We start from the raw sequence: 16,237 nt of genomic DNA, 5'->3' as shown, positions 1-16,237 counted from the left end.
ACTCTCGTTACTCGGCGATCAGCGCCTCGACCTTGAGGATCTGCTGTTCGAGGGTCGCCTTGTCCTTGCAACGCAGGTTGGCGTGACCGACCTTGCGCCCGGCCTTGAAGGCCTTGCCGTAGTGATGCAGATGGCAATCATCGATGGCGATGACCTTCTCGACCGGAGGCACGACGCCGATGAAGTTGAGCATCGCGCTCTCGCCGACCTTGGCCGTCGAACCCAGCGGCAGACCGGCAACGGCCCGCAGGTGGTTTTCGAACTGGCTGCACTCGGCGCCTTCGGTGGTCCAGTGCCCGGAGTTGTGCACGCGCGGGGCGATTTCGTTGGCCTTGAGGCCACCGTCGACTTCAAAGAACTCGAACGCCATCACGCCGACATAGTCCAGCTGCTTGAGAACGCGGCTGGAGTAGTCTTCAGCCAGGGCCTGCAGCGGGTGATCGGAGCTGGCGACCGACAGCTTGAGGATGCCGCTGTCGTGGGTGTTGTGCACCAGTGGATAGAACTTCGTCTCGCCATCGCGGGCACGCACGGCGATCAACGACACTTCGCCGGTGAACGGCACGAAGCCTTCCAGCAGGCACGGCACGCTGCCCAGTTCGGCGAAGGTGTCGACCACATCTTCCGGCTTGCGCAGGACTTTCTGGCCCTTGCCGTCGTAACCCAGGGTGCGGGTCTTCAACACGGCCGGCAGACCGATCGAAGCGACAGCGGCGTCCAGATCGGCTTGCGACTGAATGTCGGCGAACGCCGGGGTCGGAATCCCCAGGTCCTTGAACATGCTCTTCTCGAACCAGCGGTCGCGAGCGATGCGCAGGGCTTCGGCGCTCGGATAGACCGGCACGAACTGCGAAAGGAAGGCCACGGTCTCGGCCGGGACGCTTTCGAACTCGAAGGTCACCAGATCGACTTCATCGGCCAACTGACGCAGATGATCCTGATCGCCGTAATCGGCCCGCAGGTGTTCGCCCAGCGCAGCGGCGCAAGCGTCCGGCGCAGGGTCGAGGAAAGCGAAGTTCATGCCCAGCGGGGTGCCCGCCAGGGCCAACATGCGACCCAACTGGCCGCCACCGATTACACCGATCTTCATCTCAACAACCTCAGGCAATACGTGGGTCTGGATTGTCCAGGACGCTGTCCGTCTGCTCGGCACGGAAGGTCTTCAGTACCGCGTGGAATTGTGGATGCTTGGCACCCAGGATGCTCGCCGACAGCAGCGCGGCGTTGATCGCACCGGCCTTGCCGATGGCCAGGGTGGCAACCGGAATGCCAGCCGGCATCTGCACGATCGACAGCAGCGAATCGACGCCCGAAAGCATGGCCGACTGCACCGGCACGCCCAGCACCGGCAGGTGGGTCTTGGCCGCACACATGCCTGGCAGGTGGGCCGCACCACCGGCACCGGCGATGATCACCTCGATGCCGCGGCCTTCGGCCTCTTCAGCGTACTGGAACAGCAGATCCGGGGTGCGGTGGGCAGAAACCACCTTGACCTCGTACGGGATGCCGAGCTTTTCCAGCATATCGGCGGTGTGGCTAAGGGTGGACCAATCGGACTTGGAGCCCATGATCACGCCAACCAGTGCACTCATCGTCGCGCCTCTTCTCTCTGGGCGCCCGCAGGCGCGTCAAAAACAACAAGCCACGCAGATTGCGTGGCTTGTTGTAGGAAAAATGGCCGGACGAACCGGCCGAAGGCCGCGCAGTATACCGCAAAGAAAGCAATAAACAGCCCCCGTTGCGACCATCTGTCTTGTGCTTCGAACCACTGGCTTTATTGACTCAGAGATCAAGAACATGACGCTCATTCCACATAGTTAAAGAGCGCTCAATAAATTGCATGAAGGCCGCACTTGGAAACTTAATCAAACTTCATGCAATAAAATCAAAAATACCGAGAAACGCATTCAACCCTTGATGGTGATATATATTCACCGACTGCCAGGTACTCACTATTGAATCGAACAATCCTGCACCAGTTCGAGCATTCAGCTTTCAACAAAAAACAGAATATGAACGACCACTCTTTGCAAAAAACCGGCGACCGGGTGAATTGCATAGTCACCCATTAACATTTATAGAAAAAAGAAAATCATGCTCAAGGAACCACTGTCACTCATTGTATTCATCCATAAAGACCTCGAGGACTACAGCAAAGACGAATTGTACGATAGACATTTTTCCTGGTTCGCGGAGGAAATGGAAAACATCTCCGGTCGCAAAATGTTGATTGTATTGGTCCGTCCTTCTGATGCCGAAGAGTTCAGCAATCATCCGTATCAGAACGTGGATGCATCAATATCGCTGAAAACCTGGAAGTTAAAAATTGACAACTATCGAAACTCTCGAACACCCGAAAGGCGAGACCCACGTTTTAACAAGTTTCTGTTGTTGACGCGCCATCCTATAAACGTAAAGGTATTAGGCATCGCCAGGCGCCCAGGCTACGTGGGTATCGCGGCCACAAAAGAAGCCAGTACTCCCGCTCATGAAGTCGGCCATATGTTCAATGCAGTACATGAAGACGGTGAAGTCTTGTACAACGGCTGGTGGAGCGAAACAGTTATGAGAGAAACAGATGAATTCTCTGGACTTCGCCACGATGCCAACCGTTTTAGCGATAAAAACCGGGAAAACATACGCGCTTACCTGGACTCGGAAAATAATTCTCGGTTCGTGCGATACGTATGATCAATATCCCATCAGGATGAAGGGCTGGACGCTCCGCCTTCAAGCTTGCGCCACAACAACCGCACATTGGCCTTGCGCACCAGCGCGCAGCGGTACAGGCGAATTTCCAGCGGCACATGCCATTGCGGGCCGCCGCAGACAACCAGTTCGCCACGAGCCAGTTCGGCACGTACGCTCAATTGCGGAACCCAGGCGATGCCCAAGCCTTCGAGGGCCATGCTTTTAAGGCTGTCGGCCATGGCGGTTTCGTAGATTGTGGTGAAGCGCAGCTGACGCTGGCGCAGCAAGCCATTCACCGAACGGCCGAGAAATGCCCCGGCGCTATAGGCCAGCAGCGGCACGCTGGCCTCGCCTTCGAGATCGAACAACGGTTTGCCATTGGCATCCGCCGCACATACCGGAAGCATCTCGGTCTGGCCCAGGTGCAGCGACGGGAAAATTTCCGGGTCCATCTGCATCGCCGCGTCCGGGTCGTAGAACGCCAGCATCAGATCGCAGCCACCTTCACGCAGCGCGTGCACCGCGTCGCCGACGTTGGTCGCCACCAGCCGCGTGGCAATGTTCAGGCCTTCGTTGCGCAGTTGCGCAATCCAGCGCGGGAAGAACCCCAGTGCCAGCGAGTGCGCCGCCGCCACCTGGATCACTTCACCCTGCCCGCCTTCCAGGTGATGCAAATGGCGCAGCACCTCGCCGAGCTGTTCAACCACAGTGCGAGCGGTCACCAGAAACAGTTGCCCCGCCGCCGTCAACTCGACCGGCGTGCGCGAGCGATTGACCAGCGTCAGGCCCAGCGCGGCTTCCAGGCTGCGGATCCGCCGACTGAACGCCGGCTGGGTCACGAAGCGCCGTTCGGCCGCCTGCGAGAAGCTGCGGGTGGCGGCCAGGGCACTGAAGTCCTCGAGCCATTTGCTTTCCAGATTCATCACGTCCTCCCGGACACGCACCAAAACAGGTCACACGTCTGCCGCGCACGCGGCGTCACACGGGCATTATGCCGAATGTGCATAGGGCAGTGTTTAACAGCATTGGCCCAAAAATTCCCACAAGCCTAGCATTCGCAGCGTTCCGGCACAGACCGGGTCCATATCGAGATGATTTCTATCATGTCCTCCGCTGCATCATTCCGCACAGAAAACGACCTGCTTGGCTCCCTGGAAGTCCCTGCTCAAGCGTATTACGGCATCCAGACCCTGCGAGCGGTGAACAACTTCCGCCTCTCGGGCGTTCCGATTTCGCACTACCCGAAGCTGGTTGTCGGTCTGGCGATGGTCAAACAGGCCGCCGCTGACGCCAACCGTGAGCTGGGCCACCTGAGCGAAGCCAAGCACGCTGCCATCAGCGAAGCCTGTGCCCGTCTGATCCGCGGTGATTTCCACGAAGAATTCGTGGTCGACATGATTCAAGGTGGCGCCGGTACCTCCACCAACATGAATGCCAACGAAGTGATCGCCAACATCGCGCTGGAAGCGATGGGTCACCAGAAAGGCGAGTACCAGTACCTGCACCCGAACGACGACGTGAACATGGCGCAGTCGACCAACGACGCCTACCCGACCGCGATCCGCCTGGGTCTGCTGCTGGGTCACGATGCGTTGCTGGCCAGCCTCGACAGCCTGATTCAGGCGTTCGCGGCCAAGGGTGAAGAATTCAACCACGTCCTGAAGATGGGCCGTACCCAGCTGCAAGACGCCGTGCCGATGACCCTGGGTCAAGAGTTCCGCGCATTCGCCACCACCATGGGCGAAGACCTGGCCCGTCTGAAGACACTGGCCCCGGAAGTGCTGACCGAAGTGAACCTGGGCGGCACCGCGATCGGTACCGGTATCAACGCCGACCCGCGCTACCAGGCCCTGGCCGTACAGCGTCTGGCCCTGATCAGCGGTCAACCGCTGGTTCCAGCCGCCGACCTGATCGAAGCCACCTCCGACATGGGCGCCTTCGTGCTGTTCTCCGGCATGCTCAAGCGCACCGCAGTCAAGCTGTCGAAGATCTGCAACGACCTGCGTCTGCTGTCCAGCGGCCCGCGCACCGGCATCAACGAAATCAACCTGCCGGCGCGTCAGCCAGGCAGCTCGATCATGCCAGGCAAGGTCAACCCGGTAATCCCGGAAGCCGTGAACCAGGTTGCGTTCCAGGTCATCGGTAACGATCTGGCGCTGACCATGGCGGCCGAAGGCGGCCAGCTGCAACTGAACGTGATGGAGCCGCTGATCGCCTTCAAGATCCTCGACTCGATCCGTCTGCTGCAACGCGCCATGGACATGCTGCGCGAGCACTGCATCGTCGGCATCACCGCCAACGAAGCGCGCTGCCGCGAACTGGTCGAACACTCGATCGGTCTGGTCACCGCACTAAACCCGTACATCGGCTACAAAAACGCCACCCGCATCGCCCGTATCGCTCTTGAAAGCGGCCGTGGCGTGCTGGAACTGGTGCGCGAAGAAGGTCTGCTCGACGACGCCATGCTCGCCGACATCCTGCGCCCGGAAAACATGATTGCTCCGCGTCTGGTGCCTCTGAAGGCCTGATCCGACGCGTTACTTGTAGCACCGCTCACCAGGTCGAGGGACTAGACACCTCTCACCTTTTGAGGGCTTGGGGATCATTCCCCAAGCCCTTTTTTTTAACTATTTGAAAGGACAATCGTCTTCTGTGGGAGCCATCCCGCAAAAGCCCCGACGCCGGTAACGTCGGGTGTTTCAAAGCTTCGTTTCGTCGCTTGCACCACAACCGTGCAGACGGGCGCCGCACTGATCGGTATAGTGCCGCCCCTCTTCGCGTGAGCGGTCGTCGGTAACGAGGCCATAACCCATGCGAAACCCGAACTAATAACAAACCCGCGATATGGATCCGGGACGAAACCCTCGCCTCGCCCGTTGTGCCGCGCGCACACCGGTGTAACGCGATGTTTCCGACCATCCAGCATTTGCTTACACAATAAACAGCGAGGAAAAATCCATGCTCGAAGTCATCAACGACTTCCTCTCAGGGAAAGTACTGATCGTGCTCATTGTCGGGCTCGGTAGCTACTTCACGATTCGCTCGCGTTTCGTTCAATTGCGCCACTTCTTCCACATGTTCGCGGTGTTCCGCGACAGCCTCAAAGGCAGCGCCGGTCAACTCAGCTCGTTCCAGGCCCTGATGCTCAGCCTTGCCGGCCGCGTCGGTGCAGGCAACATCGCCGGTGTCGGTATCGCCGTGACCCTGGGTGGTCCGGGTGCAGTGTTCTGGATGTGGGTGACCGCACTGGTCGGCATGTCCAGCAGCTTCTTCGAATGTACTTTGGCCCAGGTCTACAAACGTGCCGATGGTGATGGTCTGTACCGTGGTGGTCCGGCCTACTACATCCAGCACGGCCTGAAGCTCAAGGGCATGGCGGTGGTGTTCTCGATCCTGCTGCTGGTCACCTACGGCTTCGCCTTCATCGGCCTGCAGTCCTACACCGTGACCCACTCGCTGCAAAACGCCTTTGCCTTTGACCCGCAACACACCGGCATCGTCCTGGCTGTGCTGCTGGCCATCACCTTCATCGGCGGCATCAAGCGCATCGCCTCGGTGTCCGACCTGCTGGTACCGGTCAAGACCCTGGCCTATATCGCCGTGACCCTGTACGTGATCGGCACCCAGATCGAACACGTACCGGCCATGCTGGTCACCATCTTCAAGAGCGCCTTCGGTCTCGACCCGGCCTTCGGTGGCCTGCTCGGCAGCGCCATCGTCATGGGCGTGAAGCGTGGCGTGTTCGCCAACGAAGCGGGCCTGGGCAGTGCGCCGAACGTCGCCGCCGTGGCGGCCGTGAAACACCCGGGCGCTCAGGGCGTGGTTCAGGCGTTCAGCGTGTTTCTCGACACCTTCGTGATCTGCACCTGCACCGCGCTGCTGATCCTGCTGTCGGGCTTCTACACCCCGGGCTTCGAAGGTGACGGCATCGTCCTGACCCAGAACTCGCTGGCCGCCGTGGTCGGTGACTGGGGCCGCATGTTCGTCAGCGTCGCGCTGTCGCTGTTCGTCTTCACTTGCATCCTCTACAACTACTACCTGGGCGAAAACAGCCTGCAGTTCCTCACCCGCAACCGCGTTGCGCTAATGACGTTCCGCGGTCTGGTGCTGGCGCTGGTGGTCTGGGGTTCGATGCAGGACCTGTCGACCGTGTTCGCCTTCGCCGACATCACCATGACCTGCCTGGCCTTCGTCAACCTGGTGGCCCTGGCCCTGCTGTTCAAGGTCGGCATGCGTGTCATGCGCGACTACGACGAACAGCGTCGCGCCGGCGTCGACCAGCCAGTGTTCGACTCCAGCAAATTCGCCGACCTGGACCTGGACCTCAAAGCCTGGCCAACCAGCCCGTCGGCTGCTGCCAAGGCTGACACTCAGGCGCAAGGCATCCCTGCAGCGCAACGCTGATCGGGAAAAAACCGGGCGCAGGTCCTGCGCCCGGCGTGACACAAGCGGCGGTCAGCGTCATGCTCGACCGCCTGCTGTCTTCGTTCAGGAGAACTCCCCATGAATTCCTCGACTTACCCTGCCGCCCAGCACGTCATGGTGCTGTACACCGGTGGCACCATCGGCATGCAGGCCAGCGCCAACGGTCTGGCCCCGGCCTCCGGTTTCGAAGCGCGGATGCGCGACTACCTGCACAGCCAGCCTGAACTGGTCGTACCGCAGTGGCGCTTTCGCGAGATGTCGCCGCTGATCGACAGCGCCAACATGACCCCGGCCTACTGGCAGCAACTGCGCGAAGCCGTTGTCGATGCCGTCGATGTGCAAGGCTGCGACAGCGTGCTGATCCTGCACGGCACCGACACCCTGGCCTACAGCGCCGCCGCCATGAGCTTCCAGCTGCTCGGCCTGCACGCCCGCGTGTGCTTCACCGGCTCGATGCTGCCGGCCGGCGTCACCGACAGCGACGCCTGGGAAAACCTCAGCGGCGCATTGGTCGCCCTCGGCCACGGCCTGGCGCCGGGTGTGCATCTGTATTTCCACGGCGAGCTGCTGGCGCCGACCCGTTGCGCGAAAGTGCGCAGCTTCGGCCGTCACCCGTTCAAACGCCTGGAGCGCCAGGGCGGCGGCGTGAAAGCCACTTCGCTGCCGGCAGCGCTGAACTACAACCAACCGAAGCAACTGGCCAGGGTTGCCGTGCTGCCGCTGTTCCCGGGCATCGGCGCCGAGATCATCGACGGCCTGCTCGACAGCGGCATTCAGGGTCTGGTGCTGGAATGCTACGGCAGCGGCACCGGGCCGAGCGACAACCCGGAATTCCTCGCCAGTCTCGGCCGGGCGCGGGACAGCGGCGTGGTCGTGGTTGCAGTCACGCAGTGCCATGAAGGCGGTGTGGAACTGGATATCTACGAAGCGGGCAGCCGCTTGCGTGGCGTTGGTGTGTTGTCCGGTGGCGGCATGACTCGTGAGGCGGCGTTTGGCAAGTTGAATGCGTTGCTCGGGGCAGGCCTTGAGACGGCGGAAGTACGGCGTCTGGTCGAACTCGACCTGTGCGGCGAGCTCAGCTGATCGCAACCGGCCGTGGGAGCTTCGCCGCTCCCCCGGCCCGGCATGCAACTTGCTGCCGTTTCCAGCATCCCAAGGCTGGAAGATCCCATGCTCCACTCCCACCTCACCACGCTCAATGCGGTCTCGCTGATCCTCAACACGTTCAAGTCCGAAGGTCTGTCCAGCGAAGCACTGCTGGCCGGCAGCGGCATCAGCGCGGCGGATCTGAGCCGGGCCGACACCCGCATCACCACCAATCAGGAGATGCAGGTCTGCGCCAACGCAGTCGCGCTCAAGCACGACATCGGCCTGGAACTGGGCCGGCGCATGCATGTTTCCTGCTACGGCATCCTCGGTTACGCGCTGCTGACCTGTGCCACCTTCGGTGACGCTTTGCGCCTGGCGATCCGTTATCCGGCGCTGCTGGGAACACTTTTCGAGCTGAGCCTGGAAGACGACGGCGAGCGTGTCTGGTTCGTTGCCGCCGATTACCGCGAGAGTCCGTCGATGGCAGTGTTCAATGCCGAGTTCTGTCTGGTATCGCTGAAAGTCATCTGCGACGACCTGCTCGGTCATCCGCTTGCTCTGCTGGCCGCCCGCTTCGAACACGCCGCGCCGGATTACCGCGACAGCTACGCCGAACACTTCAAGGCGCCCCTGCACTTCGGCGCCAAGGACAACGCCTTCGCATTCGACCGGCGCTGGCTCGACCAGCCGCTGCCGCTGGCCGACATCATTACCCACCAGGCCATGGCCGAACGCTGCCGCAAACAGAACACCGAGTTCACCGGCCGCCAGGCGTGGCTGGGGCGCATCCGTCAGTTGCTGACTGCGCAACTCAACGCCGCACCGGGGCTGGAAGGTCTGGCGCAGCAGATGAACTGCTCGCCGCGCACCCTCCGCCGACATCTGAAGGACATGGGTTGCAGCTATCAGGAACTGCTCGACGAACTGCGCTTCGAGCGGGCCAAGCAGATGCTTTGCGAAGATCAGTTGCCGATCTACCGCATCGCCGAAACCCTCGGTTTCAGCGAGACCGCGAGCTTCCGCCATGCCTTCGTACGCTGGAGCGGCGTGGCGCCGAGTCAGTTCCGTCCACACGGTTAAACCGTCGAGGGGCGATATCAGGTCAGTATTTTTGGCCACATCGATCCCCTTTTGGCCTCTCTGGCCGTTCTCCGATTCGCCCTGCGCCGCAACACTGGAGCCAACCGAATCAGCCCCTGCGGAGAACAACAAATGCTGACGATCTACTCTGACGATCACCACCTGCACCATGGCCGCTGCGAATTGATCGACGGGCAACTCAAGCCTTGCTTCGAGATGCCGTCGCGCGCCGACCACGTGCTGCAACGAGTAAAAAATCAAAACCTCGGCCCAGTCGAAGAACCGAAGGATTTCGGCCTCGGGCCGATCGAGCGTATTCACAGCCGCGACTACCTCGACTTTTTCAAAGGCGCCTGGGCACGCTGGACCGAATTCAACACCGACGGCGACTTGCTGCCTTACACCTGGCCCGCGCGCACCCTTCGTCAGGTCAAACCCACCAGCCTGCACGGCCAGCTTGGCTATTACAGCTTCGACGGCGGCGCGCCGATCACTGCCGGCACCTGGCAAGCGGCGTACAGCGCAGCGCAAGTGGCGTTGACAGCCCAAGCGGAAATCCAGCGCGGCGCCCGTGGCGCCTTCGCCCTGTGCCGTCCGCCGGGACACCACGCTGCCGGCGATTTGATGGGCGGTTATTGCTACCTCAACAACGCCGCCATCGCCGCTCAGGCATTTCTCGATCAGGGCCACAAGAAGGTCGCGATCCTCGACGTCGACTACCACCACGGCAACGGCACCCAATCGATTTTCTACGAGCGCAGCGACGTGCTGTTCACTTCGATCCACGGCCACCCGGAAGCGGAATTTCCGTTCTTTCTCGGCTACGAAGACGAGCGCGGCGAAGGGGCCGGCGAAGGCTTCAACTTCAACTATCCGCTGCCGGCCGGTTCCGGCTGGGATGTCTGGAGCGCGGCGCTGGATCAGGCCTGCGCGGAGATCGAAAACTATGGCGCCGACATCATCGTCGTGTCGCTGGGCGTCGACACCTTCAAGGACGATCCGATCTCGCAGTTCAAGCTCGACAGCCCGGACTACCTGGCCATGGGCAAACGCATCGCCGCCCTCGGCAAACCGACCCTGTTCGTCATGGAAGGTGGCTACGCGGTGGAAGAAATCGGCATCAACGCGGTGAACGTGCTGGAAGGTTTCGAGTCATGAAAAGTCTCAAGCACTTCATCGCACCCGCGCTGTGCGCAGCGCTGCTGAGCGGCGCCGCCCACGCCGAAGAACGCACCCTGCGCGTCTACAACTGGTTCGACTACATCACTCCCAAGGCACTGGAAGATTTCAAGGCGCAGAACAGCCAGACCAAACTGGTCTACGACATCTTCGACACCAACGAAGCGCTGGAAGCCAAGCTGCTGACCGGCAACTCCGGCTACGACGTGGTGGTGCCGTCCAACGTGTTCCTCGCCAAGCAGATCGAGGCCGGGGTGTTCCAGCCGCTGGATCGCAGCCAGTTGCCGAACTGGAACCACCTCGACCCGAAACTGATGAAGCTGATCGAGGCCAACGACCCGGGCAACAAGTTCGCCGTGCCGTACATGTACGGCACCATCCTGATCGGCTTCAACCCGGCCAAGGTCAAGGCAGCGCTGGGGGACAACGCGCCGGTGGACAGCTGGGACCTGATCTTCAAGGAAGAGAACATCAGCAAGCTCAAGCAGTGCGGCGTCGCCCTGCTCGACTCGCCGTCGGAGATCCTGCCGCTGGCCCTGCAACACCTGGGTCTGGATCCCAACAGCAAGAACCCGGCGGACTACGCCAAGGCCGAAGCCTTGCTGATGAAGATTCGTCCGTACGTGACCTACTTCCATTCGTCCAAATACATGGCCGATATCGCCAACGGTGACATCTGCGTCGCGGTTGGCTATTCGGGCAGCTTCTCGCAAGCCGCCAACCGCGCCAAAGAGGCGAAGAACGGCGTGGTGGTCGACATGCGCCTGCCGAAGGAAGGTGCGCCGATCTGGTTCGACATGCTCGCCATTCCGAAAGGCGCAAAGAACCCGCAGGATGCCTACACCTTCATCAACTACCTGCTGCAACCGCAGGTGATCGCCCCGGTCAGCGATTTTGTCGGTTACCCGAACCCGAACAAGGACGCCACCGCGCAGGTCGATCCGGCGATACGCAACAACCCGAATCTGTACCCGACGGATGCGGCGATGAATACGCTCTACACCCTGCAACCGCTGCCGCGCGACGCGGAGCGGGCACGCACCCGGGCATGGACCAAGATCAAGTCCGGCACCTGAAGCCAGCCCCCGGAAAAGACCCGCCTTCGCGGGTCTTTTTTTGCGGTATCCATGTACCGCACCGTGTCGCCGACAAGCCTTTAACGTGTCCCGATCCCGGCGTTGCAGGAGAGCGCCGCTACCGACAAACAAGGACACGGACATGCCTGAAACGCCTCGCCCCAACGTCACCGATCTGCAAACCCGGCTGCTGTCCGGACCGTCACTCAGGGACGCCGCATCGCATGCCTTGCGCCCGGCGCTGAAGGCTCTGTACCCGGATCTCAACATCGACCCGCAACTGGCTATCGTCGTGACTCCCACCTGGAGCATCGAGGAAAATCACGTCATCGCCGGGCCTGAACAGTTCGAATCACTGACCGACGTCCTGGTGCGTCTGGGCGTCCATGGCTCCACGGTGACCTGGCTGGATGGCGAGCACTTTCTGACGCGCCATCCGGGAAGCGAACCGATCATTCATCTACCGGTAAAGATCGAAGCAGTGGGCCGCCTGATCAACGAACTCGCAACACTTCTGTTCGTGGCGTATCAGGAACAGCAACTCGCCTACTGGAACACTGCCACCCGAGCGGATGAGCCACGCTGGTATCAGCTGTCGGATGCACTGCGGGAGCAATGGAACGTCATCGACTCACAAGGTTGGGGCGCCGAACGACTGGCCATGGCCAGAACCGTGTACCGGTTTCCCGACAAGCGACAGCGTCTGCACAACGACCCTTACAAGACGCGAGCGTGCCTGATCGATGTCGATCGGGAACACAGCACTGGAGACCGGCACCTGAATGTGCTGCCGATTGCGGTACTGGCGGGAACTTCGGGCCAGCGCACAATCATCACCACTCACTCCATCACCCGTGGGTTTCGCGATTTCGATTCATTCGATGACCTCGGTGAGGCGCTGGCAGACCTGCTGGCCCGGGCCACTCCCACAGTTCATCTGAAATGGCGACTGTTCGAACCCGAAGGCAACTTCTTCGATCATCAGGCTTGCACGTTGCTGGCAACGGACGCGGATGTCATCGGCTCATTCGGCCTGTCACAGCGTGCAAGCGATATTCCGTCCCTACCCATCGGCGAGAGCCTGGCAGCGAACATGCGGGCAGCGTCTGATTTCGAACAGCTGCGGCCGTTGCTGCCAGATTGGCTGGACAGCGCCTCCACCGCCGACCAGACCTGCTTCAGCCGACATCTGCTGGATCTGGCAATCCTGCAAAACCGCACCCGCGGAAAATCCTTTCAACACGAGATTCCCACACTCCACGCCTACACCGTGACGCAACTGACCGCGCAGATTCGCAAGGATCACCCGGCGGCACCCGACATCAAGGTCGAGAACATCGAGATCACCATCACCAGCCTCGTCGTGTGGGGTACTTTCGTGGTGCCGGGACAGACAGAAACCCTGACACTGACGCTCATCGAACTGGCGTTGCAGAACCTGGCCGGTTTGCCGATGGGCATCAAAACCGTTCGCCATGTGGACGGCTCGCCGACTCCGGCCTGGATGACCCCGCAGTATCTGGAAACCCTGGTGACCACGGTGGACATCGGCAATGTCTACCCCGCCATGCTCAAGCGCCGGTTGATCGAAGATCCGGTCGAGGCACCTGCCCTGCGCAAGCTGTACACCGATCAGTTACCGATCGAGCTGGCGCTGCTGGCCCTGCAATGCAAGATCCGTGGCGAGAGAGGCCTGGATGAGCAAGGTTATCGCTATGTCGTCGCAGCCCTCGCCACCGCCCCCGGTGACCGGCTGGTGAACGGGCAAAGGATCGTGGTCCGCCCGTTGGCGTTTCGGGCCCATCGCACAAACGGCAGCACCGATACCGTGGCCAACATGTTCATCATCGGTCCGCAGGAAGCCGAAAAGGGACCGTGCCTGCTCTATCGACCGCTGCTCGACCCGCCGCTGATCCAGTATCCGGGCCAGACCAATCTGTTGTATGCGATCCAGCACTCCCGGACGCTCCGGCAATCGGTACTGGCGTGGCTGCCCGACGACGTGCGGTTCAATTATTCCCAGTACGTGTTTCCCGGCTCGCTGATGTCGGTATGGACCCTCCCGCAAATGCTGGTCGACCCGACTGTCGCACTGGACATGACCGGGCCGGTCGCACTGGCACAGGACAACGCCATCGAAGCGGAGGTAGCGACAGCGCTATTCAATGCCAATGCTCAGGCCATGATCGCCCAGGCCGATCGTCAGTCCGTTTCCAACGCCGAAGCCCGCTGGGCAACGCTCAAGCACGGTGGCTGGATGCTGTTCAACGCAGCCTTGCCATTCCTGGGTCGCAGCATTGGCACTGCCGCATGGATCTGGCAGATCCTGGATGACCTGCAAGCCCTGATCGATACGCAAAACGAAACACCGGGCACCATCGAGTGGTCGGCCCTGACCGATGTGTTGCTCACGCTGGGCATGATCCTCGCCCACCGGGCGGCCTCCAATCGACAGACACAACATCGAACGGTCATCGCGCCAGAGGAAAAGCCCGTACCGCTCAAGCCCGAGGTCACGCGTCTTGCGGACATTGGCGGAGCGGTTTTTCCATCCGCACATGAAACGTCACTGATCACTGTGGGCGCCCTGAGCAGGTCGAAGCCGTCACTCGGCATGCTCCTCGACACCCTGAAGATCGAAAAGCCGGCAGAGCTCACCGGGCCCGAGAACGCGGGACCGCATCAACACCTCTACAGCCATGGAGCGAAGTGGTACGCGCCTGTGGGCGAGCGCTGGTTCGAGGTGTCCATCAACGACGATGATCTGATGCAGATCATCGATTCGCGCCAACAGCACATTCGAACGGGACCGTTGCTGACCCACAACGCACAGGGCCAGTGGTTCATCGACCTGCGATTGCGTCTGCGGGGAGGCGGACTGGGCAGTCGACGGAAAAAAATGCAGCAGGAGAACAAGCAGCGACTGAACCAGAAGAAAGTCGCGCTGGCCGCCTTCGAAGCCACTCTGGCGGACAAAAAGCAAGAATTGATCAACTTACGCAAGGCGATGCTGGACGCCACACCGCAAACAGCTTCAGCGGCACGCCAGAACTTTCTGGACAACCTGGATACCCAGATCCGGGCATACGGCGCCCATGCCCAGGATCTCAAGGCCCTGAATGCGCTGGAACCGGTTCCCAACTACCGCTCCGCGATGGTTCAGCGGCTGTCGTTTCAGTTGTTTCTGATGCAGTCCTGGCTCGACGAGCACACCCGGGATTTTCGTGACGGCTTGCACACCACGCTGACGCTGCTGGACGAAGAGCAGACCGTGCGTGGCCCTGAGCGCTCTGCATCCTTTACCCGCATGACCGACGTGACTCAGGGCATGATCGAAAAGATCGAGCTCGCCAACTCGCGTTTTCAGGAGCTCAGTCTGCTGGGCAAGGAGGCCTGCGAGGTCACTCGTGTCTACAAGGCCAAACTTCCTACCTACTCGCTCAGTGACCTCAAACTGTTGCAGATCACGCTGGCGGAACACCTGTGCCTGAAAGAAGAGTCCACTCCGAATCTGGATGCACAGATAGCACTCGATCGATTGATCGACGACGCCAGTCTCAACATTCGCAGCACTCTGGACCTGGGCAGCGATGAAAGTCTGCTTAATCTCGGAGACCGGATCGAAGCCATGGACATGGTGGCGCAACAGTTTTCCGCCCTCGACCAGCGCTTTATCGATCTGGCTGCCGAGTATCCCGAACACATCATTGCCGATCGCCTGGAACATATACGCACCCGGGTTGCAGAATTCGGGCAGGACACGCTGAACCATCTCACCCGCCTTCTGCAGGAACGGCGTCTCGTCGAGCCGACCCCCGGTCCATCCCGGCCCGCAACGACGCCCACGAAAAAGATCATCAAGACCCGCTTCAAAGGCACGATTGTCGGTGAGCCACGCAAAGGCGCCGACGGCCGGGACACGGGGCTGGTAGACGTCAAGGCACCCCTGACCGGCAAGGTCATCGCCACTTTCCATGAAAAAACGCCGGGTGTGTGGCTGCACAGAGTCACGGCTCGCCCCACGCCCGAAAGGCCTGTGCCCAAACTGGCGGAAAGTATTGCCAGAGGCCAGGCGCTACTTGACGGGCTCGCGGATTTCGACCGGCGCATGCAGGCTCAGGTCAGTCGTGCACCCAGAATTCCTGCCGAAATCCAGGACCTCTACCAACAGCATGCCGGACGTTTGCGGGAAGTCATCAAACACATCGATCAGTCGCTGCTCGCCAGCAACCGCACCGAAGAACGCAACGATGCGGCCGTCACCCTGCGCAATGCTCTCGAGAGCGCAGCCAGCACGCTTCACGAGACAGGCCGCAATACCCGCATCCGGATGATCAAGGAACAACCTCCCACGGCCGCACGGGTGGAGTGGCTCAAAAGCGAGGGCGAAGTGGACATCGCCAAGGTCACCACCCGGCGTCGACTCAAAGGGCCAGGAAAAGACTATCTGGACGAGTACGAGGTGCTCGATCGCGGAACCCGCGAGGTACTTTGGTACGCCCATTTCCACTACGCCAGTCCGGCGGACCCCGTCGGATCGTTCACCGCCGCGCATCTGAAAACCGTTGCACAAAGGCGACTGGGAGGCGCCATCGAGCGTGACAGTGCAAGTCAGGAACTGATCGCCATTTATCGCAGCGAGATCAGTAACGCGCTGGCTTCGTCGATGTTCTTCAACTGATGTCGACGCGTCGCGA

The 16,237-nt window shown here is 60.9% G+C and carries 11 protein-coding genes; 8 read left to right on the top strand and 3 right to left on the bottom strand.

The window, feature by feature from the left end; genetic code table 11:
- Nucleotides 1-7: 7 nt before the first annotated feature.
- Nucleotides 8-1,090: a 5-(carboxyamino)imidazole ribonucleotide synthase gene (locus ACKLNA_RS08370; RefSeq protein WP_114886417.1), complete on the bottom strand. Its 1,083-nt coding sequence runs from the start codon at nucleotides 1,088-1,090 to the stop codon at nucleotides 8-10.
- A 10-nt stretch (nucleotides 1,091-1,100) separates the two neighbouring features.
- Entirely contained in the window at nucleotides 1,101-1,592 is a 492-nt protein-coding gene (gene purE / locus ACKLNA_RS08365) for a 5-(carboxyamino)imidazole ribonucleotide mutase (RefSeq protein WP_007954291.1), read from the bottom strand.
- 502 nt (nucleotides 1,593-2,094) lie between these two features.
- Between purE and ACKLNA_RS08360 the strand changes: the two genes are divergently transcribed.
- Nucleotides 2,095-2,691 carry a hypothetical protein gene (locus tag ACKLNA_RS08360; RefSeq protein ID WP_408985610.1) on the top strand — a complete coding sequence of 199 codons (597 nt, stop codon included), beginning with the start codon at nucleotides 2,095-2,097 and terminating at the stop codon, nucleotides 2,689-2,691.
- Nucleotides 2,692-2,702: 11 nt separating this feature from the next.
- On the opposite strand, the gene ACKLNA_RS08355 is transcribed toward ACKLNA_RS08360, so the two are convergent.
- Nucleotides 2,703-3,614, bottom strand: coding sequence for a LysR substrate-binding domain-containing protein (locus tag ACKLNA_RS08355; RefSeq protein ID WP_408985609.1), 912 nt, complete (start codon nucleotides 3,612-3,614; stop codon nucleotides 2,703-2,705).
- Nucleotides 3,615-3,794: 180 nt separating this feature from the next.
- Between ACKLNA_RS08355 and aspA the strand changes: the two genes are divergently transcribed.
- The 7 genes from aspA (at nucleotide 3,795) to ACKLNA_RS08320 (ending at nucleotide 16,221) form a co-directional block, all read left to right on the top strand.
- A complete protein-coding gene (aspA, locus tag ACKLNA_RS08350; RefSeq protein WP_085708808.1) occupies nucleotides 3,795-5,219 on the top strand; it encodes an aspartate ammonia-lyase in 1,425 nt (474 codons plus the stop codon).
- 430 nt (nucleotides 5,220-5,649) lie between these two features.
- Nucleotides 5,650-7,095, top strand: coding sequence for an alanine/glycine:cation symporter family protein (locus ACKLNA_RS08345; protein WP_408985608.1), 1,446 nt, complete (start codon nucleotides 5,650-5,652; stop codon nucleotides 7,093-7,095).
- Between the two features lie 99 nt (nucleotides 7,096-7,194).
- Nucleotides 7,195-8,199 carry an asparaginase gene (locus tag ACKLNA_RS08340; protein WP_408985607.1) on the top strand — a complete coding sequence of 335 codons (1,005 nt, stop codon included), beginning with the start codon at nucleotides 7,195-7,197 and terminating at the stop codon, nucleotides 8,197-8,199.
- Nucleotides 8,200-8,286: 87 nt separating this feature from the next.
- Nucleotides 8,287-9,285 (top strand): AraC family transcriptional regulator, encoded by a 999-nt coding sequence (locus ACKLNA_RS08335; protein WP_408985606.1) that lies wholly within the window; start codon nucleotides 8,287-8,289, stop codon nucleotides 9,283-9,285.
- A 132-nt stretch (nucleotides 9,286-9,417) separates the two neighbouring features.
- On the top strand, nucleotides 9,418-10,443 hold the full coding sequence (locus tag ACKLNA_RS08330) for a histone deacetylase family protein (RefSeq protein WP_408985605.1): 1,026 nt from the start codon (nucleotides 9,418-9,420) through the stop codon (nucleotides 10,441-10,443).
- Nucleotides 10,440-11,540: a polyamine ABC transporter substrate-binding protein gene (locus ACKLNA_RS08325; RefSeq protein WP_085708803.1), complete on the top strand. Its 1,101-nt coding sequence runs from the start codon at nucleotides 10,440-10,442 to the stop codon at nucleotides 11,538-11,540. Before ACKLNA_RS08330 ends, ACKLNA_RS08325 begins: the two co-directional genes overlap by 4 nt.
- Before the next feature lie 142 nt (nucleotides 11,541-11,682).
- Nucleotides 11,683-16,221: a hypothetical protein gene (locus ACKLNA_RS08320; protein ID WP_408985604.1), complete on the top strand. Its 4,539-nt coding sequence runs from the start codon at nucleotides 11,683-11,685 to the stop codon at nucleotides 16,219-16,221.
- Nucleotides 16,222-16,237 lie beyond the last annotated feature (16 nt).

It is taken from the genome of Pseudomonas sp. UV AK001, assembly GCF_046097675.1.
Classification (GTDB): Bacteria; Pseudomonadota; Gammaproteobacteria; order Pseudomonadales; family Pseudomonadaceae; genus Aquipseudomonas; species Aquipseudomonas kribbensis.
Note: the sequence above shows the minus strand (reverse complement) of the source record. Positions and strands in the feature narration are given on the sequence as shown.